Here is a 25,335-nt window from a genome sequence, read left to right as displayed (position 1 = left end):
CACGCGTAAAATTAACGCAGCAGAGACAGAACGGTCTGTGGAACCTGGTTTGCCTGAGACAGAACAGAAGTACCAGCCTGCTGCAGGATCTGCGCGCGGGACATGTTGGAAACTTCAGTTGCGTAGTCAGCGTCCTGGATACGGGACTGAGCAGCAGACAGGTTAGTTGAGGTGTTGTTCAGGTTGTTGATTGCAGAAGTGAAACGGTTCTGCACAGCACCCAGGCCAGAACGTGCTTTATCAACTTTAGCGATAGCTGCGTCGATGGTGCCCAGGTCGGTAGCGGTCATAGTTTTCAGGTCGATAGCAGCAACACCCAGAGTCGTGGTGTCAGCTTTTGCACCGCTCAGGTCCAGATCGATGGTGTCGCCGTCGTTCACGCCAACCTGAATTTTAACCACACCAGCAGTACCTGCACTGCCGTCCAGCAGTTTGATGCCGTTGAAATCAGTTTTGCCCGCAACGCGGTTGATTTCATTCAGACGCGCGGTAACTTCATCCTGCAGAGAGGCCAGGTCAGAGGTGCTGTTGGTGCCGTTGCTTGCCTGAACAGCCAGTTCACGAACGCGCTGCAAGTTGTTGTTGATTTCGTTCAGAGAACCTTCAGCAGTCTGCGCCATGGAGATACCGTCGTTGGCGTTACGCGCAGCCTGGTTCATGCCTTTAATCTGAGCGGTCATGCGGTTTGCAATCGCCTGGCCAGCAGCATCGTCTTTCGCGCTGTTAATACGCAGACCGGAGGACAGACGCTCGATAGCAGTGCCCAGAGAAGACTGAGATTTGTTCAGGTTGTTCTGAGTGGTCAGGGACAACAGGTTAGTATTGATAACTGCCATAATTTTGTTTCCTTCAAAAATTGGGTTTTAGGTCCGGTGCCTAACACTCACAGCGTCTCTCACCGTCAACAAGGTTATCGACGGGTCCCCAAAAGACTTTAGAATCAATTTTGAAAAAATTGCAAAACATTGATTTTTAATCATTTTATTTTTAAAAAATCAATTAAGGTCCATCAGAGCGTTATTATTTATGCTTTTTTAACGCGCAAAGAGATGACAAAAAAGGCACACACTTATTCGTGTTTTCAATGCACGGATAATGACCCTAAAGTGCAATCCTTTCATTTACCCCGCCAGGACGTGCCTATTCTTTGGATTATTTTTTTCTCACCATCGTAAACTTTTACGTTGAGAGGCCGATAAGAGTCCTGAACTACTTTCGTATTTTAAGGAAAATATGCATGGCTACTATCAGTAACCTCGGGATAGGTTCTGCAGGACTCGGGGATTTATATAATCAGTTGGATGCAGCAGAAAGAACCAAGCTGACGACGATTACTTCCCAGCAATCAACGTATAACGCACAGTTAAGCGCTTACGGCAAACTGCAGAGCGCCATGACATCGCTGCAGACTGCGACCGCTGCGCTGGGTAAAGCAACCACCTGGAACTCAACGTCCGTTAGCAGCACCAACACGGCCTTTACCGCCACGACAACGGCTGACGCGTCCGTGGGTTCCTTTGTTGTCAACGTCAACCAGGTTGCAAAGGCGCAGGCACTGACTACCGGCTCCTATGCAAACAACACGGATCTGCTGGGCGATACGACAGGTACGACGCGTAAAATCACCATCACCCAGCCGGGCACGAAAACGCCTTTAGAGGTCACCCTGGCGGATGGCGATACGTCTCTGGCCGGGATCGCGAGCGCCATTAATAAAGCGAACGGCAACGTCACCGCCAGCGTCATTAAAGCGAAAGACGGTGATTACCGCCTGATGCTGTCATCTAAAACCACCGGTACGGATGGTGAAATGACGATCAGCGTCACTGGCGACGATAAGCTGCAAAACGCAATTGGTTACAACTCCACCACAAAAACGGGCGCACTGACGGTTAACACCGGAGCTCAAAACGCAATTGTGGTAGTGAACAGCATTTCGATTGAGCGCCAGACGAATACCATTACCGATGCCCTGCCTGGCGTGACTTTCTCGCTGAAAGCAGAAAGCAAGGCAGATGAAACATTGGAGGTGACTCGCGCAACGGATGCGAACCAGAAGGCGATCACCGACTGGGTCACGGCGTATAACTCGCTGCAGTCCACCATTAACAGCCTGACGAAGTATGTTCCGGTTGATGCAGGCGCCGGCAGCCAGTCAGCCAGCAACGGGGCACTTGTTGGTGATGCAAACGTGCGCGGGATCCAGTCTCAGCTGCGCGGCCTGCTGACCGAAGTGCAGAGCGGCTCGGTACAGATCATGGCCCAACTGGGAATTACCCAGGACCCGGTAAAAGGTTCTGACGGTACCGTCGGTAACCTGAAAGTCGATACCGATAAGCTGAAAAAAGCGCTGACCGAGAACCCGAACGCCGTACAGCAGTATTTTGTCGGTGACGGCAAGAAAACCGGTATGGCCACTCAGATGAACAACACGCTGACCACCATGCTCAGCACCAGTACCGGCAGCGCCGGGGTGATCCAGAACGCGAAAGACGGGATCAACAAAACGCTGAAAACGCTGGGTGAGCGTTACGATGCTATGGAAGCCACTATTGATGCCACCATGGCGCGTTACAAAACCCAGTTCACCAGTCTGGACGTATTAGTCACCAAAATGACCAATACAGCCAACTACCTGACCCAACAGTTCTCACAAAAATAGTCGTAGCCTTCAGGAGTGGATATGTATAAGACCTCTGGTGTTCAATCCTATCAGCAGATAGGAGTCGAAAGCGCAGTCATGAATGCCAGTCCACACCAGCTGATTGTCATGTTGTTCGACGGGGCGCATAGCGCCCTTGTTCGCGCGCGTTTGTTCATGGAAGCCGGACAAATTCGTGAGAAAGGCGAAGCGTTAACGAAAGCCATCAATATCATCGACAACGGTTTAAAAGCAGGACTGAACATGGAGGTTGAGAGCGAGTTGTCCGGTAATCTTGCCTCCTTGTACGAATATATGGTTCGACGTTTGTTGCTGGCGAATGTCAGTAACGACGTAGACGCAATTGTTGAAGTCGAGGGTTTATTAAACAACATTGCGGATGCGTGGAAGCAAATCGGCCCCAATGCGTCCTCTATTTCAGGATAATTTTGATGAATAATCCCAGCGCAGCGCTTAGCCACTGGCAGGCGTTACATGCTCAGAGCATTGCTATGCTAAATCTCGCACATTCTGGTCAATGGGATGCGCTTATCGAGCAGGAAATGCATTATGTTCAACTGGTGGAAAAGATATCTCAAACGCCCATCATGTCATGCCCTCCGGCTCAGGTTGAGCAAGCGCGTGCGCTGCTGGAAATGATCCTTGAAAACGAGAATGCGCTAAAGGCACTGCTGAAGGTCCGCATGGACGAACTGCGTAATCTGATTGATCAAACCGGCAAACAGCAATCCATCACGTCTACCTATGGAAAGCTGTCAGGGAATATTCTTTATCCAGAAAGTTTGACCCGCGACACACAACTATGATTTCTTCATCCATACTCCAGAAGTCTGCCAATGGCTTCTGGAGCAAGGATGATGAAAAACCCCACCCTGTTACAATGTTTTCACTGGTACTACCCTGCTGGCGGTGAATTGTGGCGAGAGGTCACGGCGTTAGCTCCCAATCTTAACGAAATCGGCATCAACATGATCTGGCTGCCGCCCGCCTGTAAAGGGGCATCCGGCGGGTATTCTGTCGGCTATGACACCTATGACCTGTTCGATCTTGGCGAGTTTGACCAGAAAGGCAGTATCGCCACGAAATACGGCGACAAGGCGCAGCTGCTGGAGGCTATTGATGCCCTTAAAAGCAACGACATTGCCGTGCTGCTGGACGTGGTGGTCAACCACAAAATGGGCGCCGATGAAAAAGAGCCCGTGCGCGTTCAGCGCGTGAACCAACAGGACCGCACGCAAATCGATGACGAGGTCATTGAATGCGAAGCCTGGACTCGCTACACCTTCCCACCCCGGGCCGGGCAGTACTCACAGTTTATCTGGGACTACAAATGCTTCAGCGGCGTCGACCATATTGAAAACCCCGATGAAGACGGCATCTTTAAAATCGTCAACGACTACACCGGCGAAGGCTGGAACGATCAGGTTGATGATGAGATGGGCAACTTCGATTACCTGATGGGCGAAAATATCGACTTTCGCAATCACGCCGTGACCGAGGAGATCAAATACTGGGCCCGCTGGGTCATGGAACAGACGGGCTGCGACGGTTTTCGTCTGGATGCCGTCAAGCATATTCCCGCCTGGTTTTACAAAGAGTGGATTGAGCACGTCCAGGAAGTCGCCGAGCAGCCGCTGTTTATCGTGGCGGAATACTGGTCCCATGAGGTGGATAAACTTCAGGCCTATATTGACCAGGTCGAAGGCAAAACCATGCTCTTTGACGCCCCTCTGCAGATGAAATTCCACGAGGCGTCACGTCAGGGCCGGGATTACGACATGAGCCAAATCTTCACCGGTACCCTGGTGGAAGCCGATCCGTTTCATGCGGTCACCCTCGTCGCGAACCATGACACCCAGCCTTTACAGGCGCTCGAAGCACCGGTCGAGGCCTGGTTTAAGCCGCTGGCCTACGCGCTGATCCTGCTGCGGGAAAATGGCGTGCCGAGCGTCTTTTATCCGGATCTTTTCGGCGCCAGCTATGACGACACGGGAGGCGACGGTGAAACGTACCATATTGATATGCCGGTCATTGAGCAGCTTCACGAGCTGATCCTCGCGCGCCAGCGTTTTGCCCACGGCGTGCAGACGCTGTTTTTCGACCATCCTAACTGCATCGCCTTCAGCCGCAGCGGCACGGAAGACGATCCCGGCTGCGTAGTGGTGATGTCGAACGGGGATGATGGTGAAAAAGTGATTTGTCTTGGGGAAAACTACGGCAACAAAACGTGGCGGGATTTTCTCGGCAATCGCGAAGAAACCATCACCACGGCGGCGGATGGCGAAGGGACGTTTACCTGTAATGGGGGAAGCGTCAGCGTTTGGGTGATAGAGGATGCGTTGTAGAACGGGAAACGTGCGGCCTGATGCCCTCACCCCGTCCCTCTCCCACAGGGAGAGGGCGCAAACACCAAAAACGGCAACGAGGTTGCCGTTTTGCGTTTACCCTTAGGGTAGTTTACTCTCGAGCGGATTTTTACTCAGGTAATCGGCACACTCAGCCGTTGGACGGTCGACCTTCTGCAGCTCCAGCCCGTCATACTCCAGCGTCGAGCCATCGCGCTCCAGCGGATAGATATCCAGCTTACGCGTCACGTTGTAATAACTGTCTGAACGCAGCATGATTTTACCCGGCACGGCAATCACGCGCTGCCACTGACGGCAGTCCAGCGTATCGCCCTCTTCCGTCACCACCAGCGTGGCAATCGCCTTCGGGCTGACCATATTGCTCTGCGGCCCTTTCGACTGCCAGTATCCCGCCAGATGCGCCGGGACAGGATGCTTGATCACGTCTTTATAATTATCGACCTGAACGCACCCGGTCAGTGCCAGCAGCGCGCCAGCAATTGCTATTTTTTTCATCATCTTTCCTGCATTCGAAGAAAAAAATATTGTGGCATTAAAGCGCTGCGGCTGCCAGCGAAGATCGAGAGGTCTTAAACCTGCATCCCCATGACTTCCTGATACGCAGACACCAGCTTGTTACGCACCTGGATCCCCATCTGCAGGGAAACCGAGGCTTTTTGCAAATCGGTCATCACATCATTCAGCGCCACGCCCGGCTCACCGAGGGTGAACTTTTCTGCCTGAGTGCGCGCGGCGGTCTGGGTATCACTGATACGGTCAAGAGCGGCATGCAGTTGCCCCGCGAAGCTGATGCTCGGCTGCTGATCTGCCACATTCTGATTACGGGCCGTCATCGCCGTTGCCTGCAACTGACTGATTACCCCTTCAATGCCCTGTATAGCCATGACTCTCCCCTGGATGGTTTTTTACGCGGTCAAGACTAACAGCTTGTCAATAAGATAATGGCGGTAAATAGCATGAAAAAACCAGGTTATTTGACGCATAGAAAATCACGAATCATCAAATAATGGCAGGGCCATCAATATGGAACTTTTGTCGTGTTTGCCGACCCGGGAGTCAGTTTTGTTTCTCTACACGAATAACGTAAACCACCAGGATTTAAGAGGTGCGCAATGAGTGCAACAGCATCGACAGCGCCGCAGAATAAATCACTCGAGTGGATGAACCGCCTTCGCGCGAATCCTAAAATCCCGTTGATCGTGGCAGGCGCTGCCGCAATTGCGATCCTTGTAGCGATGGTCCTTTGGGCGAAAAGCCCTGATTACCGGACGCTCTACAGCAACCTTTCCGATCAGGATGGCGGCGCCATCGTCACCCAGCTTACCCAGATGAACATCCCTTATCGCTTTGCCGATAATGGCGGTGCGCTGGAGGTCCCGGCTGATAAGGTGCACGAACTGCGTCTGCGTCTGGCTCAGCAGGGGCTGCCGAAGGGCGGTGCCGTTGGCTTTGAGCTGCTGGATCAGGAAAAATTCGGTATCAGCCAGTTCAGCGAGCAGGTGAACTACCAGCGTGCGCTGGAAGGTGAACTGGCCCGCACCATTGAAACATTAGGCCCGGTGAAGAGTGCCCGCGTGCACCTGGCGATGCCTAAACCTTCTTTATTTGTCCGCGAACAGAAATCACCTTCGGCTTCCGTTACCGTGAACCTTGAACCCGGCCGCGCGCTGGACGAAGGGCAAATCAGCGCGGTGACGCACCTCGTCTCCAGCGCCGTCGCCGGTCTGCCGCCGGGTAACGTGACGCTGGTCGACCAAAGCGGTCACCTGCTGACGCAGTCCAATACCGCCGGTCGCGATCTGAATGACGCGCAGCTGAAATATGCCGCCGATGTCGAAAACCGTCTCCAGCGCCGTATTGAAGCCATCCTCGGCCCGGTCGTAGGTAACAGCAACGTGCACGCGCAGGTTACCGCGCAGATCGACTTCGCGAACAAAGAACAAACTGAAGAGCAGTACAGCCCGAACGGCGATGCGGCTCAGGCGGTGATGCGTTCACGCCAGATCAATTCGAACGAGCAGGTCGGTGGTGCCTACCCGGGCGGCGTGCCGGGCGCGCTGTCTAACCAGCCTGCCCCGGCTAACGCGGCACCGATCTCTACGCCGCCGGCCAATCAGCAGAACGGTCAGCAAAATAATCAGCAGACCACCTCAACGACCAATAACGCCGGTCCGCGCACCAGCAGCCGTAACGAAACCACGAACTACGAAGTGGATCGGACGATTCGCCACACTAAACTGAACGTGGGCGATATTCAGCGTCTTTCCGTTGCGGTAGTGGTGAACTACAAAACGCTGGCGGACGGCAAACCGCTGCCGTTGACTGCCGAGCAGATGAAGCAGATTGAAAACCTGACCCGTGAAGCGATGGGTTACTCCGAGAAGCGCGGCGATACCCTCAACGTGGTGAACTCACCGTTCAACTCGGTTGATGAGACCGGCGGTGAACTGCCGTTCTGGCAACAGCAGGCGTTTATCGACCAGCTGATGTCCGCAGGACGCTGGCTGCTGGTGCTGATTGTCGCGTGGCTGCTGTGGCGTAAGGGCGTTCGTCCGCAGCTCCAGCGCCGTGCTGAAGCCGAAAAAGCGGCTCGCGAGCAGATGAACACGCGTCAGGAAACGGAAGAAGCGGTTGAAGTGCGCCTCAGCAAAGATGAACAGATACAGCAGCGTCGTGCTAACCAGCGCATGGGCGCTGAGGTCATGAGCCAGCGCATTCGCGAAATGTCAGATAACGATCCGCGCGTCGTGGCGCTGGTCATCCGCCAGTGGATGGGTAACGAACATGAGTAATACGCTTACGGGCACCGATAAAAGCGTCATCCTGCTGATGACCATTGGCGAAGATCGTGCGGCAGAGGTGTTTAAACACCTCTCCCAGCGAGAAGTGCAAATTCTCAGTGCGGCCATGGCCAACGTGCGTCAGATCTCCAACAAGCAGCTGACCGAAGTGCTGGCAGAGTTTGAACAGGAAGCCGAACAGTTTGCCGCGCTCAACATTAACGCCAACGACTACCTGCGCTCCGTGCTGGTCAAGGCGCTGGGCGAAGAGCGTGCCTCCAGCCTGCTGGAAGACATTCTGGAAACGCGCGATACCGCCAGCGGTATCGAAACGCTCAACTTTATGGAGCCGCAGAGCGCCGCCGACCTTATCCGCGACGAGCACCCGCAGATTATCGCCACCATCCTTGTCCACCTTAAACGTGGTCAGGCGGCCGATATTCTGGCGCTGTTCGAAGAGCGCCTGCGTCACGATGTGATGCTGCGTATCGCGACCTTCGGCGGCGTCCAGCCGGCCGCGCTGGCGGAGCTGACCGAAGTGCTGAACAACCTGCTCGACGGTCAGAACCTCAAGCGCAGCAAAATGGGCGGCGTGAGAACGGCGGCGGAAATCATCAACCTGATGAAAACGCAGCAGGAAGAAGCTGTCATTACGGCGGTTCGCGAATTCGACGGCGAGCTGGCACAGAAAATCATCGACGAGATGTTCCTGTTCGAAAACCTCGTGGAAGTGGACGACCGCAGCATCCAGCGCCTGCTCCAGGAAGTGGATTCCGAGTCGCTGCTTATCGCCCTCAAAGGTGCCGAGCAGCCGCTGCGCGAGAAGTTCCTGCGCAACATGTCTCAGCGTGCGGCCGATATCCTGCGCGACGACCTTGCCAACCGCGGCCCGGTTCGTCTGTCTCAGGTGGAAAACGAACAGAAAGCCATTCTGCTTATTGTTCGTCGTCTGGCGGAAACCGGCGAGATGGTGATTGGCAGCGGAGACGACACCTATGTCTAATGAGCTGCCCTGGAAGCGCTGGACGCCGGACGATCTGGCGCCTCCCCTCTCCGAGTTCACGCCGGCCGTCATCGCAACCGAAGAGCTTGACCCTGACGTCGAGCAGCCCGAGCTGACCGAAGAGGAGCAGCAGGCCCAGATGCTGGCGCAGCTGCAAATGCAGGCGCACGAGCAGGGCTATAACGCCGGTCTGAACGAAGGCCGACAGAAAGGCCACGAGCAGGGGTATCAGGAAGGTCTGGCGAAAGGGTTAGAGCACGGTATCGATCAGGCGCGCCAGCAGCAGGCGCCGATCCATGCCCGCATGCAGCAGCTGGTCAGCGAGTTCCAGCACACCCTGGACGCGCTGGACAGCGTGATTGCCTCGCGACTGATGCAGATGGCGCTGGAAGCCGCGCGTCAGGTCATCGGCCAAACGCCCGTGGTGGATAACACCGCGCTTATCAAACAAATTCAGGGTCTGCTTCAGCAGGAGCCGCTGTTCAGCGGGAAACCTCAGCTGCGCGTCCATCCGGACGACCTGCAGCGCGTTGAAGAGAGCCTGGGCGCGACGCTTAACCTGCACGGCTGGCGTCTGCGCGGCGACCCGTCGCTACATCACGGCGGCTGCAAAGTCTCTGCCGATGAAGGCGATCTGGATGCCAGCGTCGCCACCCGCTGGCAGGAACTGTGCCGCCTGGCGGCACCGGGAGTCGTCTGATGACCGCGCGCCTCACCCGCTGGCTCACCACGCTCGACAACTTTGAGACGAAGATGGCGCAACTGCCATCCGTTCGTCGTTATGGGCGACTGACGCGCGCCACCGGCCTGGTTCTCGAAGCCACCGGCCTGCAGCTTCCGCTGGGCGCGACCTGCGTCATTGAGCGTCAGGATGGTCTGGAAACGCGTGAAGTTGAAAGCGAAGTGGTCGGATTTAACGGCCAGCGCCTGTTCCTGATGCCGCTTGAAGAGGTGGAAGGCATTCTGCCCGGCGCGCGCGTGTATGCCAAAAATATTTCTGGCGATGGGCTGCAAAGCGGGAAACAGCTGCCGCTCGGTCCTGCCCTGCTGGGCCGCGTGCTGGACGGCAGCGGGAAACCGCTCGACGGACTGCCTTCCCCGGACACCACCGAAACCGGCGCGCTAATCACCCAACCGTTCAACCCCCTGCAGCGTACCCCTATTGAGCATGTGCTGGATACCGGCGTGCGCCCGATTAACGCCCTGCTGACCGTGGGACGTGGACAACGTATGGGCCTGTTCGCCGGCTCAGGCGTAGGTAAATCCGTCCTGCTCGGCATGATGGCGCGCTATACCCAGGCCGACGTGATCGTCGTGGGGCTGATCGGCGAACGTGGTCGTGAAGTAAAAGACTTTATTGAAAACATTCTGGGTGCGGAAGGCCGCGCCCGCTCGGTGGTGATCGCCGCACCGGCAGACGTGTCGCCGCTGCTGCGCATGCAGGGTGCCGCGTATGCCACCCGTATCGCCGAAGATTTTCGTGACCGCGGCAAGCACGTGCTGCTGATCATGGATTCCCTGACCCGTTACGCGATGGCGCAGCGTGAAATCGCGCTCGCCATCGGTGAGCCACCGGCGACCAAAGGCTACCCGCCTTCGGTATTCGCCAAACTCCCTGCGCTGGTGGAACGCGCGGGGAACGGTATCAGCGGCGGCGGCTCCATCACCGCGTTCTATACGGTACTGACGGAAGGCGATGACCAGCAGGACCCGATTGCCGACTCCGCGCGCGCGATCCTTGACGGTCATATTGTGCTATCGCGCCGTCTGGCCGAAGCCGGGCACTACCCGGCCATCGATATTGAAGCCTCTATCAGCCGCGCAATGACGGCGCTGATAACCGAGAAGCACTACGCCCGCGTGCGTAACTTCAAACAACTGCTTTCCAGCTTCCAGCGCAACCGCGATCTGGTCAGCGTGGGGGCGTATGCCAAAGGCAGCGACCCGATGCTCGACAAGGCGATTAGCCTGTGGCCGCAGCTGGAGGCATTTTTGCAACAAGGCATTTTTGAACGCGCCGACTGGGAAGATTCAATTCAGGCACTGGAGCTGATTTTCCCGCAGGTGTAACACAGGTGGAGGGCGAAGGTCATGGCGCAAAACAGCGCGTTATCAACGCTGAAAGATCTGGCTGAAAAAGAAGTTGATGATGCCGCATTGCAGCTAGGCGCAATGCGACGCGGGTGCCAGCAGGCTGAAGAACAGTTGAAGATGTTGATCGACTATCAGCATGAATATCGCACCAACCTCAATACCGACATGACACAGGGCATTGGCAGCCAGCGCTGGATTAACTATCAGCAGTTTATCCAGACGCTGGAGAAGGCGATAGATCAGCATCGCCAGCAGCTTAACCAGTGGACCCAGAAAGTCGATACCGCGCTGAATTTCTGGCGCGAGAAGAAGCAGCGACTGCAGGCCTGGCAGACTTTACAGGACAGACAGATCGCGGCAACGACCCTGGCGGAAAACCGTCTGGATCAGAAGAAAATGGATGAGTTTGCCCAGCGCGCATCAATGAGGAAACCGGAATGATCACACTGCAACAACTGCTGATGAGCGACAGCGACCTGTCAGGCGGCACGCAAACGGGGAAAGGCACCGACGGTGCACAGGACTTTCTCTCTCTGCTGGCGGGCGCCCTGTCGGACGCAACGGGCAAGGGCAAAGATGCGCCGCTAACCCTGGCTGATCTGAAAGCCGCCGGCAGTAAACTGTCAAAAGTGGCTGAGGACGCCAAAGGGGATACCACCCTGCAGGCCAAAATTGCCGACCTGCTCTCGCGCCAGACCGCGCTGAACGGCGATGAAACGTCGCCCGTCACGTCGCTTGATACGCTGGTTTCCGGGCTGGTGCCGCTGTCTAAAGGCGACGCGCTGAAGACGCTCAATGTGGCAAACAGCAAAGATGACGGTAAGAGCGAGCTGAGCGAAGAAGAGCTGGCCGGATTAAGCGCCCTGATGGCGATGCTGCCGCACCAGCAGCAAACTACCGCCTCTCGCGCGGCAGGCAGCGAGGGCGTTTCCGCCACCTCAACGCTGAATTCCGCGACGCTTTCAAACGGCGCGGGCCAACCGTCCCTGAACGCGTCTGCGGGAAGCCACGATAAAGCGCAGAGTGCTACGCCTTATCAGAACCAGGTGAAAAATCACGAGCCGGCCCTGCAGAGCAACGCGCCTGCTACACCGGCCGTGGCCGCAGCGGCAGAGAAGCAGGAGCTCGCCAGTTCGTCCTCATCATCATCACCAACAGCTACTCTGGCACCGATTATGTCCAGCCATGCGACCAGTCAGACGGCCGCCACCGTCGCCAGCGCGCCGGTATTAAGCCAGCCTCTGGGGACCCACGAATGGCAGCAGTCCCTGAGCCAGCACATCACCCTGTTCACTAAGCAGGGCCAGCAGACGGCAGAGCTGCGCCTGCACCCGGAAGATCTGGGTCAGGTGCAAATTTCGCTTAAGCTGGATGATAACCAGGCCCAGCTGCAGATGGTCTCTGCGCACAGCCATGTTCGTGCGGCACTGGAAGCCGCGCTGCCGGTACTGCGGACCTCACTGGCGGAAAACGGCATTCAGCTTGCGCAGAGCAGCGTCAGCAGCGAGAGCTTCGCCGGGCAGCAGCAGTCCTCGTCCCAGCAGCAGCACCAGGCTTCGCGTTCCGGCAACACCGGCGGTTTTAATGAAGAGAGCGATGAGTTACTGCCTGTTCCTGCCGCCCTGCAGTCCGCAGCGCGCGGTAATAGTGCCGTAGACATCTTCGCCTAAACGCCAGAGGTAGCGTGATTATCCCCGTCTTTTCCACGCTTTGACGACAGCAGGACACGGGATAATCACCTTATTAAGCTGTACCGAAACAGGAAGCTCGTATCAGATGACTGACTCCGCTATCACCAAAAAAAGTAAGCGTTCCATCTGGATCCCGCTGCTGGTGTTGATCACGCTCGCCGCCTGCGCTACCGCGGGCTATAGTTACTGGCGTATGCAGCAGGAACCGACCACCGCTGCAGCCAAAGCTGAAGCACCGCCTCCGCCGGCTCCAGTGTTCTTCCCGCTGGATACCTTCACCGTCAACCTGGGTGATGCGGATCGCGTGCTTTATGTTGGCATTACGCTGCGCCTGAAAGATGAAGCCACCCGTTCACGTCTGAACGATTACCTTCCTGAAGTGCGTAGCCGCCTTCTGCTGCTGTTCTCTCGTCAGGACGCTTCGGCGCTGGCTACCGATGTGGGTAAGCAAAAGCTGGTCGACGCCATTAAACAAACGCTGGCGACCCCGCTGGTAAACGGCCAACCTAAGCAGGAAGTCACTGACGTTCTGTATACAGCATTCATTCTGCGGTAACGACATGGGCGACAGTATTCTTTCTCAGGCAGAAATCGATGCGCTGCTCAACGGCGACAGCGATAACAATGATGATCCTAAACCGGGTATTGGCGGCGATAGCGATATTCGTCCCTATGACCCGAATACCCAGCGTCGCGTGGTACGTGAACGTCTGCAGGCGCTGGAGATCATTAACGAACGTTTTGCACGTCAGTTCCGTATGGGGCTGTTTAACCTGCTGCGTCGTAGCCCGGATATTACGGTGGGTGCGATCCGCATTCAGCCTTATCATGAGTTTGCCCGCAACCTGCCGGTGCCAACCAACCTTAACCTGATTCATCTGAAGCCGCTGCGCGGCACCGGTCTGGTGGTGTTTTCGCCAAGCCTGGTGTTCATCGCGGTGGATAACCTGTTCGGCGGCGACGGGCGTTTCCCGACCAAAGTAGAAGGTCGTGAATTCACCCATACCGAACAGCGCGTCATTAACCGCATGCTGAAGCTGGCGCTGGAATCTTACAGCGACGCGTGGAAAGCGATTAACCCGCTGGAAGTGGAGTACGTCCGTTCTGAGATGCAGGTGAAATTTACCAATATCACCACCTCCCCGAACGATATCGTCGTTAACACGCCGTTCCACGTGGAGATCGGTAACCTGACCGGCGAGTTCAACATCTGCCTGCCGTTCAGCATGATCGAACCGCTGCGCGAGCTGCTGGTGAACCCGCCGCTGGAGAACTCCCGCAACGAAGACCAGAACTGGCGTGAAAACCTGGTCCGCCAGGTCCAGCATTCGCAGCTTGAGCTGGTGGCGAGCTTCGCCGATATCCCGCTGCGGTTATCTCAGATCCTGAAATTACAACCCGGTGATGTTTTGCCGATAGAAAAACCCGACCGCATTATTGCCCATGTGGATGGTGTCCCCGTGCTGACAAGCCAGTACGGCACGATTAACGGTCAGTATGCGTTACGCGTTGAGCACTTGATCAACCCGATTTTGAATTCGCTGAATGAGGAACAGCCCAAATGAGTGACATGAACAATCCGTCCGATGAGAACAGCGGAGCACTGGACGATCTGTGGGCTGACGCGTTAAACGAGCAAAAAGCACCCCCGGCCAAAAGTGCAGCGGATGCCGTATTCCAGCAGCTCGGCGGCGGTGACGTCAGCGGCACGCTGCAGGACATCGACCTGATTATGGATATCCCGGTTAAGCTGACCGTTGAGCTGGGACGCACCCGCATGACCATTAAAGAGCTGCTGCGCCTGACGCAGGGTTCCGTGGTGGCCCTTGACGGTCTGGCCGGCGAGCCGCTGGATATTCTGATCAACGGTTATCTGATTGCCCAGGGTGAAGTGGTGGTGGTTGCCGATAAATACGGCGTACGCATCACCGACATCATTACCCCGTCTGAACGTATGCGTCGTCTGAGCCGTTAAGCATGAAAACCCAGGCAACAATATCACAGCCTTCTGCCGTTCCCGGCTCGCCTCTGCTCCAGGTGAGCGGGGCATTGTTCGGTATTATTGCCTTTATTCTTATCGCCGCCTGGCTGGCGAAACGCTTTGGCCTGGCGGGTAAAACCGCCGGTGCCCGCGGCCTGAAGGTCAGCGCCAGCACCACGCTGGGGCCACGCGAACGCGTGGTCATCGTCGAGGTAGACGATGCGCGCCTGGTCCTGGGCGTCACGGCCTCAAACATCAGCGTATTACACAAGCTGCCGCCCGCCCCTGTTGTGGTGGACGAGCGCGCAGACGCCCCTGCGGATTTTCAGTCCGTCATGAAGAGTTTGCTTAAGCGTTCCGGGAGATCCTGATGCGCCGTTTGTTATCCCTGACGCTTGCGGGCGTTGGCCTGTTTGCTCCCGCGGTCTATGCACAGCTGCCCGGTCTGGTCTCCACTCCTCTCGCGGGCGGCGGACAAAGCTGGTCGCTTCCGGTGCAGACGCTGGTGTTCATCACCTCGCTGACGTTTATTCCGGCCATCCTGCTGATGATGACCAGCTTCACCCGCATCATCATCGTCTTTGGTCTGCTGCGAAACGCGCTGGGAACCCCTTCCGCGCCGCCAAACCAGGTTCTGCTGGGGCTGGCGCTGTTTTTGACCTTTTTCATTATGTCGCCGGTTATCGACAAGATTTATACCGACGCCTATCAGCCGTTCAGCGAAGACAAAATCTCCATGCAGGAGGCGCTGGATAAAGGCGCGCAGCCGCTGCGGGAATTTATGCTGCGCCAGACGCGCGAAGCCGACCTGGCCCTCTTTGCCCGCCTGTCCAACACCGGCGAGATGCAGGGACCGGAAGCGGTGCCAATGCGTATTCTTCTGCCTGCCTATGTCACCAGCGAGCTGAAAACCGCGTTCCAGATTGGCTTTACCATCTTTATTCCGTTCCTGATTATCGACCTGGTGATCGCCAGCGTCCTGATGGCGCTCGGGATGATGATGGTGCCGCCCGCGACCATTGCCCTGCCCTTTAAGATCATGCTCTTTGTACTGGTCGACGGCTGGCAGCTGCTGGTCAGTTCGCTGGCGCAGAGTTTCTACAGTTAAGGAACGGCAATGACACCCGAATCGGTCATGATGATGGGCACGGAAGCGATGAAAATCGCGATTGCCGTTGCTGCGCCGCTGCTGCTTGTCGCGCTGGTTACCGGTCTGATTATCAGTATCCTGCAGGCCGCCACGCAGATTAACGAAATGACGCTGTCGTTCATCCCGAAAATCATCGCCGTGTTCGTGGCGATTATCGTGGCCGGGCCGTGGATGCTGAACCTGTTGCTGGACTATATGCGCAACCTGTTTACCAATCTGCCGTACATCATCGGCTGACCTGACGATGCTGCACTTCACCAGCGACCAGTGGGTTCAGTGGCTCGGCGTCTATTTTTGGCCGATGCTGCGCATCATGGCGCTGATATCCACCGCCCCGATTCTCAGTGAGAAATCGATACCCAAGCGCGTCAAGGTGGGGCTGGGCATTATCATCTCCATTATCGTCGCGCCCTCTCTTCCCCCCGTGGATATTCCGATCTTCTCGGCGAACGCGGTGTGGGTGGCCCTGCAGCAGGTGATGATTGGCGTCGCCGTCGGCTTTACCATGCAGCTCGCCTTTGCCGCGGTGCGTACCGCAGGGGAACTGATCGGTCTGCAGATGGGGCTATCGTTCGCCACGTTTGTTGACCCTGGCAGTCATCTCAACATGCCCGTGCTGGCGCGTATTATCGATCTGCTCGCCATGCTGCTGTTCCTGTCGTTCAACGGCCATCTCTGGCTTATCTCCATGCTGGTGGATACGTTCCATACGCTGCCGATTGGCGAAAATCCGGTGAACAGCAACGCTTTCCTCGCGCTTACTCGCGCTGCGGGGCTGATTTTCCTCAACGGGCTGATGCTGGCGCTGCCGATCATCACCCTGCTGCTGACCGTCAACCTGGCGTTAGGTTTACTCAACCGAATGGCGCCGCAGCTTTCGGTGTTTGTCATTGGTTTTCCGCTTACGCTGACGGTTGGGATTTTATTAATGTCATTACTGATGCCACTTATCGCTCCCTTCTGTGAACATTTATTCGGCGAGATATTCAACCTGTTAGCGGATATTGTCAGCGAGCTGCCACGTAAATAATAGCCCTCACTGTTGCTATTGTCTTTCTGAGGATATTCCTAAAATAAAACGCGTAAAACATCTTCCAGGATATATCTGACGCGGTTTAATTGTTTCTAACCATCTCACAATACTTAATATTTACTTTACTTTAAGAAGATTCCTGGCAAATTATACGTAACTTTACGGGATAGTGAGTCCGCCTGAAAGTCTTTGTCATGCTCACAGGTTTATTATTTTTTTCCATCCCGTATGGCTGTTTTGAGCTCTCAGGCAGATGGTGAATTATCGTTACGCATTGAGTGAGGGTATGCCATGTCAACGATCATTATGGATTTATGCAGCTACACCCGGCTAGGGTTAACCGGGTACCTGGCAAGCAGAGGGGTAAGAAAGAGAGACATCAACGATGCACACACCGTTGACGAACTCGCAGCCGCTTGTGACGAACTAAAACCAGGCGTGGTGTTTATTAATGAGGACTGTTTCATTCACGATCCAGCCAACAGTCAGCACATTAAGCAAATCATTAATCAGCATCCAAAAACCCTGTTTATTGTTTTTATGGCGATCGCGAATATCCATTTCGATGAGTATTTGTTGGTCCGTAAAAATTTATTGATCAGTTCTAAATCGATTAAACCCGAGTCGCTGGATGACATTCTGGGTGATTATTTGAATAAAGAAGTTAAAAATGTAGGAGCGGTTAACTTACCCACCCTATCATTAAGCAGGACTGAATCAAGTATGCTGCGAATGTGGATGGCGGGACAAGGAACTATTCAGATCTCTGACCAGATGAATATTAAAGCGAAAACCGTTTCGTCACACAAAGGAAATATTAAAAGGAAAATTAAAACGCATAATAAGCAAGTGATCTACCACGTGGTACGCCTGACCGATAATGTGACGAACGGGATTTTCGTCAACATGCGTTAGTCGCTTAAGACCTGTGCACCCTACCTTTGATCTCTGGCCTGGCCAGAGATTTTTGCTTCTGGAGAGGGTGTCGGGCACGCGCTGTGCTACCCGACGCCGTGCTACTCCGCCTTCTCGACAAAAATGCCGTCCGGATGCCCCAGTTCGTTAAAAAACCAGATGCCGAGCGGGTAGTCTTCAAGCGATACCAGGTACATTGTGCCTTCGCTAAACTCTTCAATTGCCAGCACCACACCCGGGCGGCGCGGCCCACCGTCCGTTTTAACGGTTACCCGATCGTTGACCTTCATACATTCCTCCTCTGGTTTTGAGCCAGTGTAGAACAAAACGCAAAAACGCACATCGCCGCCCGGCGTGATTGGCGTTTTTATACACAGTCTATACTTACCGTTGGACACGGCTGAAAGAGGAACCCCGTAATGAAGACCGATAAAGAGTACAGCGACACCATCAAGCGCGAAGTCGAGGTGGATGTCGATGCCCTGTTGGCCGCCATCAATGAGATCAGTGAGTCAGAAGTCCGCCGGTCGGACGACAATTCGGACCGCGTCATTGTCAACGGAAGGGATTATCACACCTATCGCGAGCTGGCGGAGGCCTTCGAGCTTGATATTCACGACTTTAGCGTGTCTGAAGCCAATCGGTAGGGCGAAAAAAATCCCGGCCATGGGGATGACCGGGATCAAAACTTGCTTATGCAAGAAGCACTTGAAAATTCGTTACACCAGGAAATCTGATGTACATGCCACACTATCCCCAACGAATTTGGCTGACAAGCATATATTCTTACGATGAATATAATATTTTTAACATAATGCTTTTTGTTATGAGCAATAACACACGCCGAATGCGGGTTTGCCAGGAGCATTCCTCTTTTCTCCGGTTTTCGCCTTCATTATTTTTTAGGAATTTTCTTAGAGCGAGACGCATCTGTTACCAGGAGTCGCTATGCCTTCACTGCGGGATACATTGCTGATTTTCTCTGACCTGGATGGTTCACTGCTGGATATTCACACCTATGAGTGGCAACCCGCCATGCCCTGGCTGAACAGGCTGCTGGATAATCAGGTTCCGGTCATTCTTTGCAGCAGCAAGACCGCGGCAGAGATGCTCGATCTCCAGCTGGATCTGGGGCTGGAAGGCTTGCCTTTTATTGCCGAGAACGGCGCGGTGATTCAGCCTGACGTGCGCTGGGATAAGGTTCAGCGCCAGATAAGGGGGATGACGCACCGGGATATTCGCCCGCGAATCGAACAAATTCGCCTGCAGACGGGCTATAAATTCACTACCTTTGACGACGTGGATGAGCACGTTATCAGCGAGTGGACCGGCCTGACGCGCTACCGTTCGGCGCTTGCCCGCAAGCATGAAGCGTCCGTCACGCTCATCTGGCGCGATACCGACGAGAAACTGGTCCAGTTTGAAGAGGAGCTGGCGAATGTCGGCCTGAAATGCCTGCAGGGCGCGCGCTTCTGGCATGTTCTGGACGCTCGCTGCGGCAAAGACGTTGCGGTGAACTGGCTGATTGAGCAATACCGCGAGCTGGAAGAGATTGAACCCACCACGCTGGGGCTCGGCGACGGTCCCAATGATGCGCCGCTGCTCGACAGCGTTGACTTCGCGGTGGTGATTAAGGGCATTAACCGCCAGGGCATCACGCTACGGGACGATAACCCTGCCCGGGTTTATCACACCCGGCAGCCCGGCCCGGCGGGCTGGCAGGAGGGGCTGGATCACTTCCTCTCTTAATCCCGCCAGACGACCCGGTTACGCCCGCTCTGTTTGGCCTGATACAGCCGGACGTCCGCCACGGACTGCAGCTGTTCAAACTCGTAGTTACCCGCTTCATCCGCGCTGCTGACCCCCAGCGACGCGCTGACGCGCAGGGTCGTGCTCTTCTTCACCAGGATCTCCTTACTGTTGATCCGGCAACGTATACGGTCCGCGACGCTTCTCGCCTCCTCCAGACCGATCCCCGGCAGGACGACGCAAAACTCTTCCCCGCCTACGCGCCCTGCCACATCATTCTTGCGTAACGCGCTGGCAATCAGCCCTGCCGTGTGGGAGAGCACCTTATCCCCGGCCTGATGGCCGAAGCGGTCGTTGATATTTTTAAAATGGTCGAGATCGATCTGAATCACCGAGAACGGCAGCGACTGCTGGCGACAGGTTTCCGCCAGCAATTTTGCGCGGTCGAACAGCGCGCCGCGATTATTCAGCCGGGTAAGCGGATCATGCCAGGCCTGCCACTGGAGCGAGTGCTGAAGCGTGTACATGTTACTCACCATGCGGCGGATCACCAGCCACGAGATCAACAGCATGGCGGTAAAGAGCGCCCACATCAGCGCCAGCACGATACTGATGCTGCCGAAGTCGTCCTGTACCCCTTCGTGCAGGGTGTGGATCCGCAGGACAACGCCGTCGAAGTGATCGAGTCGTTCCCAGCTCACAAAACTGCTTCCGAGGCGGATCCCGCCGCCGGTGGCGTGCTCAATCGCCTGCGCAATCTGCGCCGTTTCGCGTTCGTCAAAATGGTTAACCGCGTTTTCCGTATGGGCAGAGGTGGCAATCATGTTGAGCCGGGTATCGTACAGCTGATACTCCCCTTCCGTTCGGTCTTCCGTCGCATCGGCCAGCAGACGCTGCATGGTGCCCAACGTAAAATCCATCGCCACGACGCCATACCAGTAATGATCGAAATAGATGGGGACGCTGGCGGTGATCATTCGTTCATCATTGGTCCAGGATGAGGGGGTGGAGATGAACCAGCGCACCGCGCGAGCGCGATTGTTCCGCTCTGACTGCTGGGTAAACCAGGACTGCGTGACAAGATGGTAATAGCGGGAGGTAATGTCGCCCGCCTGGTCCGGCGTATCGGTGGAAATGAAAAACCCGGCGCGGGACACGTAGATCACGCGCGCTTCCGTTTGTGCTCTCGACGACGCCAGCCTGAGCAGATACCCCACTTCGAGCGTGGCAGAAATCTCGTGGCTGAGGCGTTCGGCGTCACGATTCAGAAACGTGGTTTTCTCGACGAAGGCATCCGAGACACCGTTAATGGGAAGGGTGCGTTTTTTATCAACGGCAAGCTGCCAGGTGGGGAGCATGCGGACTGAGCTAAAGCGTGACACCGCATTCTGAAGTACATCAAATGCCAGCGGCGTCTGGATCGCATCATGCATGCCCTGACGGAACAACAGCATCCTGTCGACGCTGTTCTGCAGCTGCCTGTCCAGCGAACTGGCGACCGTATCCAGATGATTACGCTGGCTGGAGATGTACGCTTCTTCCAGTACCACCACTTCACGCCAGGTCAGTAGCGTCGAGAATACCAGAACAACCAGAAAACAGAGATTAACAATCAACCCCGGATTGCTACGCTTATGCAGCCATTGCAAAAAAGATTGTCTTACAACAAAGGTATCGCGCTGCACACACACTCCCTGATCGCTGCCTTACACCCGGTACTGGAGATAAAAACGCCCGGCAAAGCCGGGCGTTATGTGATTAAGCCTTGTCCCGCTGGTGCTGCCCGTCCCCCGGCTGAAGCTCATCTTCACGAAATGCTTCCCGCTTGATGCCATAGCCATCGTGCCACCGACATTCCACCATTCCGCTGGAATACCCGGTGACAATCATACGTGGGCCGCCCTTCTTAGGCTTAACTTCATCACTGACCAAAAAGACCATACCTGCCTCCTGTATCAGGGTGAAACTGTTTCAATTTAGACGAGGAATGGTCTTTTTGCATCCCATAACGGGTAACAATTAGTGCGACGTGCCGCGAATTTTTTCAACCAGCTTCACCGCCGCGACCACGATAGCGCCAATGATGAAGCCCAGCACCAGATTCAGCAGCGTGGGCAGAATCGCCGCGACAACGGCCCCCTGCGCCGAGGAAAAATGTTCGATCGCATGGTGCAGCGGCGCGATACCGTGCACCACGATCCCGCCGCCCACGAGGAACATCGCCAGCGTGCCCACCACCGACAAACTCTTCATCAGCCACGGGGCCAGCACCAGCAGGCTTTTGCCGATGCCTCTTGCCACCGCGCTCGATTTCTCCTCCAGCCAGTAGCCGATATCATCCAGCTTGACGATCAGTCCCACCAGGCCGTAGACGCCGACCGTGACCAGAATGGCGATGCCGGAGAGGATCAGAACCTGATTCAGGAGCGGCGCGTCAGACACGATGCCCAGCGTAATGGCGACAATCTCTGCGGACAGGATAAAGTCGGTCCGAATAGCGCCTTTGACCTTATCGCGCTCGAAGGTTTTCGGATCCTGAGCGGCCAGCGCTTCGAGACGCTGCTGGCGCATCTCCGGCGTATCGCTCTGCTTGCGCGCGCTAAAGGAGTGCAGGACCTTCTCTACGCCCTCGAAGCAGAGAAACGCCCCGCCAATCATCAGCAGCGGCGTGATGGCCCAGGGAATAAACGCGCTGATCAGCAGCGCCAGCGGGACCAGAATCACCTTATTCAGGAAGGAGCCTTTTGCCACGCCCCACACCACCGGCAGTTCACGGTTAGCCCTTACCCCACTCACCTGTTGGGCGTTAAGCGATAAATCATCTCCCAGCACGCCTGCGGTTTTTTTCGCCGCCAGTTTCCCCATCACTGAAATGTCATCCAGTAAGGTCGCAATATCATCCAGCAATGTTAATAAGCTACTTCCTGCCAAAATCTTAATCCTTCATTTTTTGGTAATTAGGTGAATAGTATGGAGCAAAAGCGCAAACCCGGAAACACCCACCTCACGTCAACAAAAAATTCACATCTGCCACACAATTAAAGGGCTCGCCAGCGAGATAGTTTTCGCGTTTACTATCAGCGACCTTTTTATTTCGTCGTGAGGGATTATGCGTTTCCGGCAATTGCTACCGCTCATTGGGGCACTCTTTTCGCTGTATATCATCTGGGGCTCAACCTACTTTGTCATTCGCATCGGCGTGGAAAGCTGGCCGCCACTGATGATGGCGGGCGTCCGCTTTCTCTCGGCTGGCGTGCTGCTGCTGGCCTTCCTGCTGCTGCGCGGGCATAAGCTTCCCCCGCTGCGCCCGATGCTGAATGCCGCCCTGATCGGCCTGCTGCTGCTGGCGGTGGGGAATGGGTTTGTAACGATTGCCGAGCACCAGAACGTACCGTCCGGGATCGCCGCCGTGGTCGTTGCCACCGTACCGCTGTTTACACTCTGCTTTAGCCGTCTTTTTGGTATCCGCACCCGCAAGCTGGAATGGCTGGGGATTGGTATTGGCCTTGCCGGCATCATTCTGCTGAACAGCGGCGGTAACCTGAGCGGGAATCCGTGGGGCGCAATCATCATTCTGATTGGCTCGATGAGCTGGGCGTTTGGTTCCGTCTACGGTTCGCGTATCGAACTGCCGACCGGCATGATGGCGGGCGCGATTGAGATGCTCGCCGCCGGGATTGTACTGCTGCTCGCCTCCACGCTGACGGGAGAAAAGCTGACGACCCTGCCGCCGCTGTCGGGCTTTCTGGCGGTAGGCTACCTGGCGCTGTTTGGTTCCATCATCGCCATTAACGCCTATATGTTCCTGATCCGCAATGTCTCCCCGGCTGTCGCCACCAGCTATGCCTACGTCAACCCGGTCGTGGCCGTGCTGCTCGGGACGGGATTGGGGGGAGAAACGCTCTCTTCCGTTGAATGGCTGGCATTAGGAGTGATTGTTTTTGCCGTCGTGCTGGTCACCCTGGGCAAATATTTACTGCCCGCAAAACCGGTGGTCACGCCTTGCGAGGTGGAGAAACCGTAAGCAGGTGAATACCCTGCGTGTCGATCTGCGCGGTCTGGCCGCCGCCGCAGATCCACTCCTCCAGCCGCTCGGTCAGATCGGTATCGTTCAGTTTTAATCTGCCTCTCAGCGCACACTCCCAGACGATCAGCACCCGCCAGCCCTGCGCAATCAGCGCGGTGAGATCCCGTCTGTCGCGCTCGACGTTCTTGCCAATTTTATCCAGCCAGAAATCGGTGCGCGTCGCGGGGACCTTAAACAGGTAGCAGTCGTGGTGATGCCAGAAACAGCCGTGGGTAAAGATGATGCACTGCCAGGCGTCGATGACGAAATCCGGGCGACCCGCAAGCGCGGGATCCTGCACGCGGAAATCAAACCCCGCCTGCGTCAGCAGCCCGGCCAGGCGCTTTTCGATGGCGGTGTTACGCGTGCCGATGGCACGCATATTTTTGCTGCGCGTGGCCTTATCGTGAACATCCGTCATTGACGGCCTCACCCTGACGGAGTGCCACCGCCTGTCTGATGCGCGAGGCCAGCAGTTTTGCCACGGCCGCGAACGCGGGAACCACCACCGAATTACCAAACTGGCGGTACGCCTGGGTATCCGAAACCGGAATGCGGAAGCGGTAGCCCTGCGGGGTCTCAAATCCCATCAACCGGGCGCATTCCCGCGGCGTTAAGCGTCGCGGACGGTGACGCTGGTTGTGCGGATCGTCGAAATCTTTTTCACCCAGCGCCTTGTCCCAGCCTCTGTCGATCAGGATCTCTGCCCCATCCTTATAGTAGCGAGCGGACAACGTACGGGTCACGCTGTGCGGATCGTTGGGGTTTACCATCCCAAAACCGAAGCCGTTGCCCTTCGCCTGATGCTTCTTGGCATAGCGGTAGAGGTATTTCCACAGCACCGGGGTAAGGATAAATTTCGCGTCAACGACAGGTTCCAGCAGATCGGCAACGGTAGGACGACGCTCGGGATACAAAGACGGAATATCACGAAGGGTGAAATCCCCCTTGAGATTGAGGTCGCGGCGGAAACCCACCAGCACGATACGTTCGCGATGCTGGGGCAGGAAATGTTTCCCATCAATGATTTTGGGATCGTCCGCGCCGATGTCCTGCGAGTCGGCCACGTCATAACCCAGCTCATCCAGGGTCTGCATAATAATGCGGAAGGTTTTTCCGCCGTCGTGGCTCTTTAGATTTTTGACGTTTTCCAGCACAAAGATGGCCGGGCGACGGGCGTCAATAATGCGCGCCACATCAAAAAACAGCGTTCCCTGGGTATCGCAGGCAAAGCCGTGGGCACGTCCAAGGGCATTCTTTTTGGAGACACCGGCCAGCGAGAAGGGCTGACACGGGAAGCCGGCCAGCAGCACGTCATGCGCCGGGATCGTCTGGCGAATGTGCTCGGCGGCGTGTTCATCGCTCACGCCGCTTTTATGGCTCAGGGTGACATCGCGGATATCCGCGTTGAACTGGTGCCCGTGCGGATCGCAGTACCAGTTGGCCTTGTAGGTCCGGACGGCATGTTTGTTCCACTCGCTGGTAAACACGCACTGTCCGCCGATAGCTTCAAAACCGTGCCGGATGCCGCCGATACCGGCGAACAGATCGATAAAGCGGAAGGCGTAGTTCGGGTGCGCGGCAGGAGGACGCGGAAGCAGGTTTTGCAGATAACGAAACTCGCCTTCACTCAGGCGACGCCCTGCGCGTTCGCTGGTCAGCAGACGCTTAAGGATCGCCGGGCTCCAGTGGCTCTCGCCGTGCGCCACCAGCAGATTGGCCAGCGTTTTAGCATCATAGATATCCAACAGCTGGCGCAGCAACGCCTGCACCGTTGCCGTTGATTTCTCAGCCTGCTCGGGCGCGGGCTCTGTCACTGATCGATTTTCCTGCATTCTTTTAACC

Annotated in this window: 29 protein-coding genes and 1 pseudogene; 21 read left to right on the top strand and 9 right to left on the bottom strand. The window is 56.0% G+C overall.

Annotated features, from left to right (window positions below):
- Nucleotides 1-11 precede the first annotated feature (11 nt).
- Nucleotides 12-836: a flagellin N-terminal helical domain-containing protein gene (locus tag ACWKXN_RS08385; protein ID WP_454543628.1), complete on the bottom strand. Its 825-nt coding sequence runs from the start codon at nucleotides 834-836 to the stop codon at nucleotides 12-14.
- A gap of 401 nt (nucleotides 837-1,237) precedes the next feature.
- Here ACWKXN_RS08385 and fliD point away from each other — a divergent pair, with 401 nt between their 5' ends.
- From fliD to amyA, 4 genes are read left to right on the top strand one after another with little or no spacing between them, the layout of a single operon-like run.
- Nucleotides 1,238-2,662 (top strand): flagellar filament capping protein FliD, encoded by a 1,425-nt coding sequence (gene fliD, locus ACWKXN_RS08380; protein ID WP_033145897.1) that lies wholly within the window; start codon nucleotides 1,238-1,240, stop codon nucleotides 2,660-2,662.
- 21 nt (nucleotides 2,663-2,683) lie between these two features.
- Nucleotides 2,684-3,088 carry a flagellar export chaperone FliS gene (gene fliS / locus ACWKXN_RS08375; protein WP_033145898.1) on the top strand — a complete coding sequence of 135 codons (405 nt, stop codon included), beginning with the start codon at nucleotides 2,684-2,686 and terminating at the stop codon, nucleotides 3,086-3,088.
- 5 nt (nucleotides 3,089-3,093) lie between these two features.
- The gene (gene fliT / locus ACWKXN_RS08370) at nucleotides 3,094-3,468 is read left to right on the top strand and encodes a flagella biosynthesis regulatory protein FliT (RefSeq protein ID WP_033145899.1); all 375 of its coding nucleotides are present in this window, start codon (nucleotides 3,094-3,096) and stop codon (nucleotides 3,466-3,468) included.
- A 51-nt stretch (nucleotides 3,469-3,519) separates the two neighbouring features.
- On the top strand, nucleotides 3,520-5,007 hold the full coding sequence (amyA, locus tag ACWKXN_RS08365) for an alpha-amylase (RefSeq protein ID WP_454543659.1): 1,488 nt from the start codon (nucleotides 3,520-3,522) through the stop codon (nucleotides 5,005-5,007).
- A 102-nt stretch (nucleotides 5,008-5,109) separates the two neighbouring features.
- Here amyA and yedD read toward each other — a convergent pair whose 3' ends face one another.
- The gene (yedD, locus tag ACWKXN_RS08360; RefSeq protein ID WP_096151456.1) at nucleotides 5,110-5,523 is read right to left on the bottom strand and encodes a lipoprotein YedD; all 414 of its coding nucleotides are present in this window, start codon (nucleotides 5,521-5,523) and stop codon (nucleotides 5,110-5,112) included.
- Between the two features lie 74 nt (nucleotides 5,524-5,597).
- Entirely contained in the window at nucleotides 5,598-5,912 is a 315-nt protein-coding gene (gene fliE / locus ACWKXN_RS08355) for a flagellar hook-basal body complex protein FliE (RefSeq protein ID WP_008500329.1), read from the bottom strand.
- A gap of 228 nt (nucleotides 5,913-6,140) precedes the next feature.
- Between fliE and fliF the strand changes: the two genes are divergently transcribed.
- From fliF to rcsA, 14 genes and pseudogenes are all read left to right on the top strand, one after another.
- Complete coding sequence (gene fliF / locus ACWKXN_RS08350) at nucleotides 6,141-7,820, top strand: flagellar basal-body MS-ring/collar protein FliF (RefSeq protein ID WP_058841430.1); 1,680 nt, start codon at nucleotides 6,141-6,143, stop codon at nucleotides 7,818-7,820.
- Nucleotides 7,813-8,811 (top strand): flagellar motor switch protein FliG, encoded by a 999-nt coding sequence (gene fliG, locus ACWKXN_RS08345; protein WP_023312301.1) that lies wholly within the window; start codon nucleotides 7,813-7,815, stop codon nucleotides 8,809-8,811. Before fliF ends, fliG begins: the two co-directional genes overlap by 8 nt.
- Nucleotides 8,804-9,511 (top strand): flagellar assembly protein FliH, encoded by a 708-nt coding sequence (fliH, locus tag ACWKXN_RS08340; protein ID WP_023312302.1) that lies wholly within the window; start codon nucleotides 8,804-8,806, stop codon nucleotides 9,509-9,511. The genes fliG and fliH overlap by 8 nt, the downstream gene beginning before the upstream one ends.
- Nucleotides 9,511-10,881: a flagellar protein export ATPase FliI gene (gene fliI / locus ACWKXN_RS08335; protein WP_023336182.1), complete on the top strand. Its 1,371-nt coding sequence runs from the start codon at nucleotides 9,511-9,513 to the stop codon at nucleotides 10,879-10,881. Before fliH ends, fliI begins: the two co-directional genes overlap by 1 nt.
- A 21-nt stretch (nucleotides 10,882-10,902) precedes the next feature.
- Nucleotides 10,903-11,346 carry a flagellar export protein FliJ gene (gene fliJ / locus ACWKXN_RS08330; protein ID WP_023312304.1) on the top strand — a complete coding sequence of 148 codons (444 nt, stop codon included), beginning with the start codon at nucleotides 10,903-10,905 and terminating at the stop codon, nucleotides 11,344-11,346.
- Nucleotides 11,343-12,575, top strand: a complete 1,233-nt coding sequence (gene fliK / locus ACWKXN_RS08325; protein ID WP_048980994.1) for a flagellar hook length control protein FliK — start codon at nucleotides 11,343-11,345, stop codon at nucleotides 12,573-12,575. Before fliJ ends, fliK begins: the two co-directional genes overlap by 4 nt.
- A 106-nt stretch (nucleotides 12,576-12,681) precedes the next feature.
- A complete protein-coding gene (fliL, locus tag ACWKXN_RS08320; RefSeq protein WP_023312306.1) occupies nucleotides 12,682-13,152 on the top strand; it encodes a flagellar basal body-associated protein FliL in 471 nt (156 codons plus the stop codon).
- 4 nt (nucleotides 13,153-13,156) lie between these two features.
- The gene (fliM, locus tag ACWKXN_RS08315) at nucleotides 13,157-14,161 is read left to right on the top strand and encodes a flagellar motor switch protein FliM (protein WP_023336184.1); all 1,005 of its coding nucleotides are present in this window, start codon (nucleotides 13,157-13,159) and stop codon (nucleotides 14,159-14,161) included.
- Nucleotides 14,158-14,571, top strand: coding sequence for a flagellar motor switch protein FliN (fliN, locus tag ACWKXN_RS08310; protein WP_023312308.1), 414 nt, complete (start codon nucleotides 14,158-14,160; stop codon nucleotides 14,569-14,571). Before fliM ends, fliN begins: the two co-directional genes overlap by 4 nt.
- A 2-nt stretch (nucleotides 14,572-14,573) precedes the next feature.
- Entirely contained in the window at nucleotides 14,574-14,948 is a 375-nt protein-coding gene (gene fliO, locus ACWKXN_RS08305; RefSeq protein WP_023312309.1) for a flagellar biosynthetic protein FliO, read from the top strand.
- Nucleotides 14,948-15,685 (top strand): flagellar type III secretion system pore protein FliP, encoded by a 738-nt coding sequence (gene fliP, locus ACWKXN_RS08300; RefSeq protein ID WP_033145903.1) that lies wholly within the window; start codon nucleotides 14,948-14,950, stop codon nucleotides 15,683-15,685. Before fliO ends, fliP begins: the two co-directional genes overlap by 1 nt.
- A 9-nt stretch (nucleotides 15,686-15,694) precedes the next feature.
- Nucleotides 15,695-15,964 carry a flagellar biosynthesis protein FliQ gene (gene fliQ / locus ACWKXN_RS08295; RefSeq protein WP_008500315.1) on the top strand — a complete coding sequence of 90 codons (270 nt, stop codon included), beginning with the start codon at nucleotides 15,695-15,697 and terminating at the stop codon, nucleotides 15,962-15,964.
- A gap of 7 nt (nucleotides 15,965-15,971) precedes the next feature.
- A pseudogene (fliR, locus tag ACWKXN_RS08290) lies at nucleotides 15,972-16,764 on the top strand (flagellar biosynthetic protein FliR); the annotation flags it as partial.
- A 287-nt stretch (nucleotides 16,765-17,051) separates the two neighbouring features.
- The gene (gene rcsA, locus ACWKXN_RS08285; protein WP_008500313.1) at nucleotides 17,052-17,675 is read left to right on the top strand and encodes a transcriptional regulator RcsA; all 624 of its coding nucleotides are present in this window, start codon (nucleotides 17,052-17,054) and stop codon (nucleotides 17,673-17,675) included.
- Between the two features lie 101 nt (nucleotides 17,676-17,776).
- Here rcsA and dsrB read toward each other — a convergent pair whose 3' ends face one another.
- Complete coding sequence (gene dsrB, locus ACWKXN_RS08280) at nucleotides 17,777-17,965, bottom strand: protein DsrB (protein WP_013097741.1); 189 nt, start codon at nucleotides 17,963-17,965, stop codon at nucleotides 17,777-17,779.
- Between the two features lie 129 nt (nucleotides 17,966-18,094).
- Here dsrB and yodD point away from each other — a divergent pair, with 129 nt between their 5' ends.
- Together yodD and ACWKXN_RS08270 are read left to right on the top strand one after the other, a co-directional pair.
- On the top strand, nucleotides 18,095-18,322 hold the full coding sequence (gene yodD, locus ACWKXN_RS08275) for a YodD family peroxide/acid resistance protein (RefSeq protein ID WP_008500310.1): 228 nt from the start codon (nucleotides 18,095-18,097) through the stop codon (nucleotides 18,320-18,322).
- A gap of 301 nt (nucleotides 18,323-18,623) precedes the next feature.
- Nucleotides 18,624-19,424, top strand: coding sequence for a mannosyl-3-phosphoglycerate phosphatase-related protein (locus ACWKXN_RS08270; protein ID WP_454543627.1), 801 nt, complete (start codon nucleotides 18,624-18,626; stop codon nucleotides 19,422-19,424).
- Here ACWKXN_RS08270 and dgcQ read toward each other — a convergent pair.
- The 3 genes from dgcQ to ACWKXN_RS08255 form a co-directional block, all read right to left on the bottom strand.
- Nucleotides 19,421-21,109 carry a cellulose biosynthesis regulator diguanylate cyclase DgcQ gene (gene dgcQ, locus ACWKXN_RS08265; protein WP_454543626.1) on the bottom strand — a complete coding sequence of 563 codons (1,689 nt, stop codon included), beginning with the start codon at nucleotides 21,107-21,109 and terminating at the stop codon, nucleotides 19,421-19,423. The genes ACWKXN_RS08270 and dgcQ overlap by 4 nt on opposite strands.
- A 73-nt stretch (nucleotides 21,110-21,182) precedes the next feature.
- Nucleotides 21,183-21,365 (bottom strand): YodC family protein, encoded by a 183-nt coding sequence (locus tag ACWKXN_RS08260; RefSeq protein WP_023312315.1) that lies wholly within the window; start codon nucleotides 21,363-21,365, stop codon nucleotides 21,183-21,185.
- A 78-nt stretch (nucleotides 21,366-21,443) separates the two neighbouring features.
- Nucleotides 21,444-22,355: a DUF808 domain-containing protein gene (locus ACWKXN_RS08255; protein WP_032658668.1), complete on the bottom strand. Its 912-nt coding sequence runs from the start codon at nucleotides 22,353-22,355 to the stop codon at nucleotides 21,444-21,446.
- A 178-nt stretch (nucleotides 22,356-22,533) separates the two neighbouring features.
- Between ACWKXN_RS08255 and yedA the strand changes: the two genes are divergently transcribed.
- On the top strand, nucleotides 22,534-23,448 hold the full coding sequence (yedA, locus tag ACWKXN_RS08250) for a drug/metabolite exporter YedA (protein ID WP_039263786.1): 915 nt from the start codon (nucleotides 22,534-22,536) through the stop codon (nucleotides 23,446-23,448).
- Here the strand turns inward: yedA and ACWKXN_RS08245 are convergent.
- Nucleotides 23,420-23,911, bottom strand: coding sequence for a very short patch repair endonuclease (locus tag ACWKXN_RS08245; protein WP_039263787.1), 492 nt, complete (start codon nucleotides 23,909-23,911; stop codon nucleotides 23,420-23,422). The two genes, yedA and ACWKXN_RS08245, sit on opposite strands and share 29 nt — an antisense overlap.
- Nucleotides 23,892-25,307, bottom strand: coding sequence for a DNA cytosine methyltransferase (locus ACWKXN_RS08240; RefSeq protein WP_454543625.1), 1,416 nt, complete (start codon nucleotides 25,305-25,307; stop codon nucleotides 23,892-23,894). The genes ACWKXN_RS08245 and ACWKXN_RS08240 overlap by 20 nt, the downstream gene beginning before the upstream one ends.
- Nucleotides 25,308-25,335 lie beyond the last annotated feature (28 nt).

Source organism: Enterobacter sp. UPMP2060 (assembly GCF_053709655.1).
Note: the sequence above shows the minus strand (reverse complement) of the source record. Positions and strands in the feature narration are given on the sequence as shown.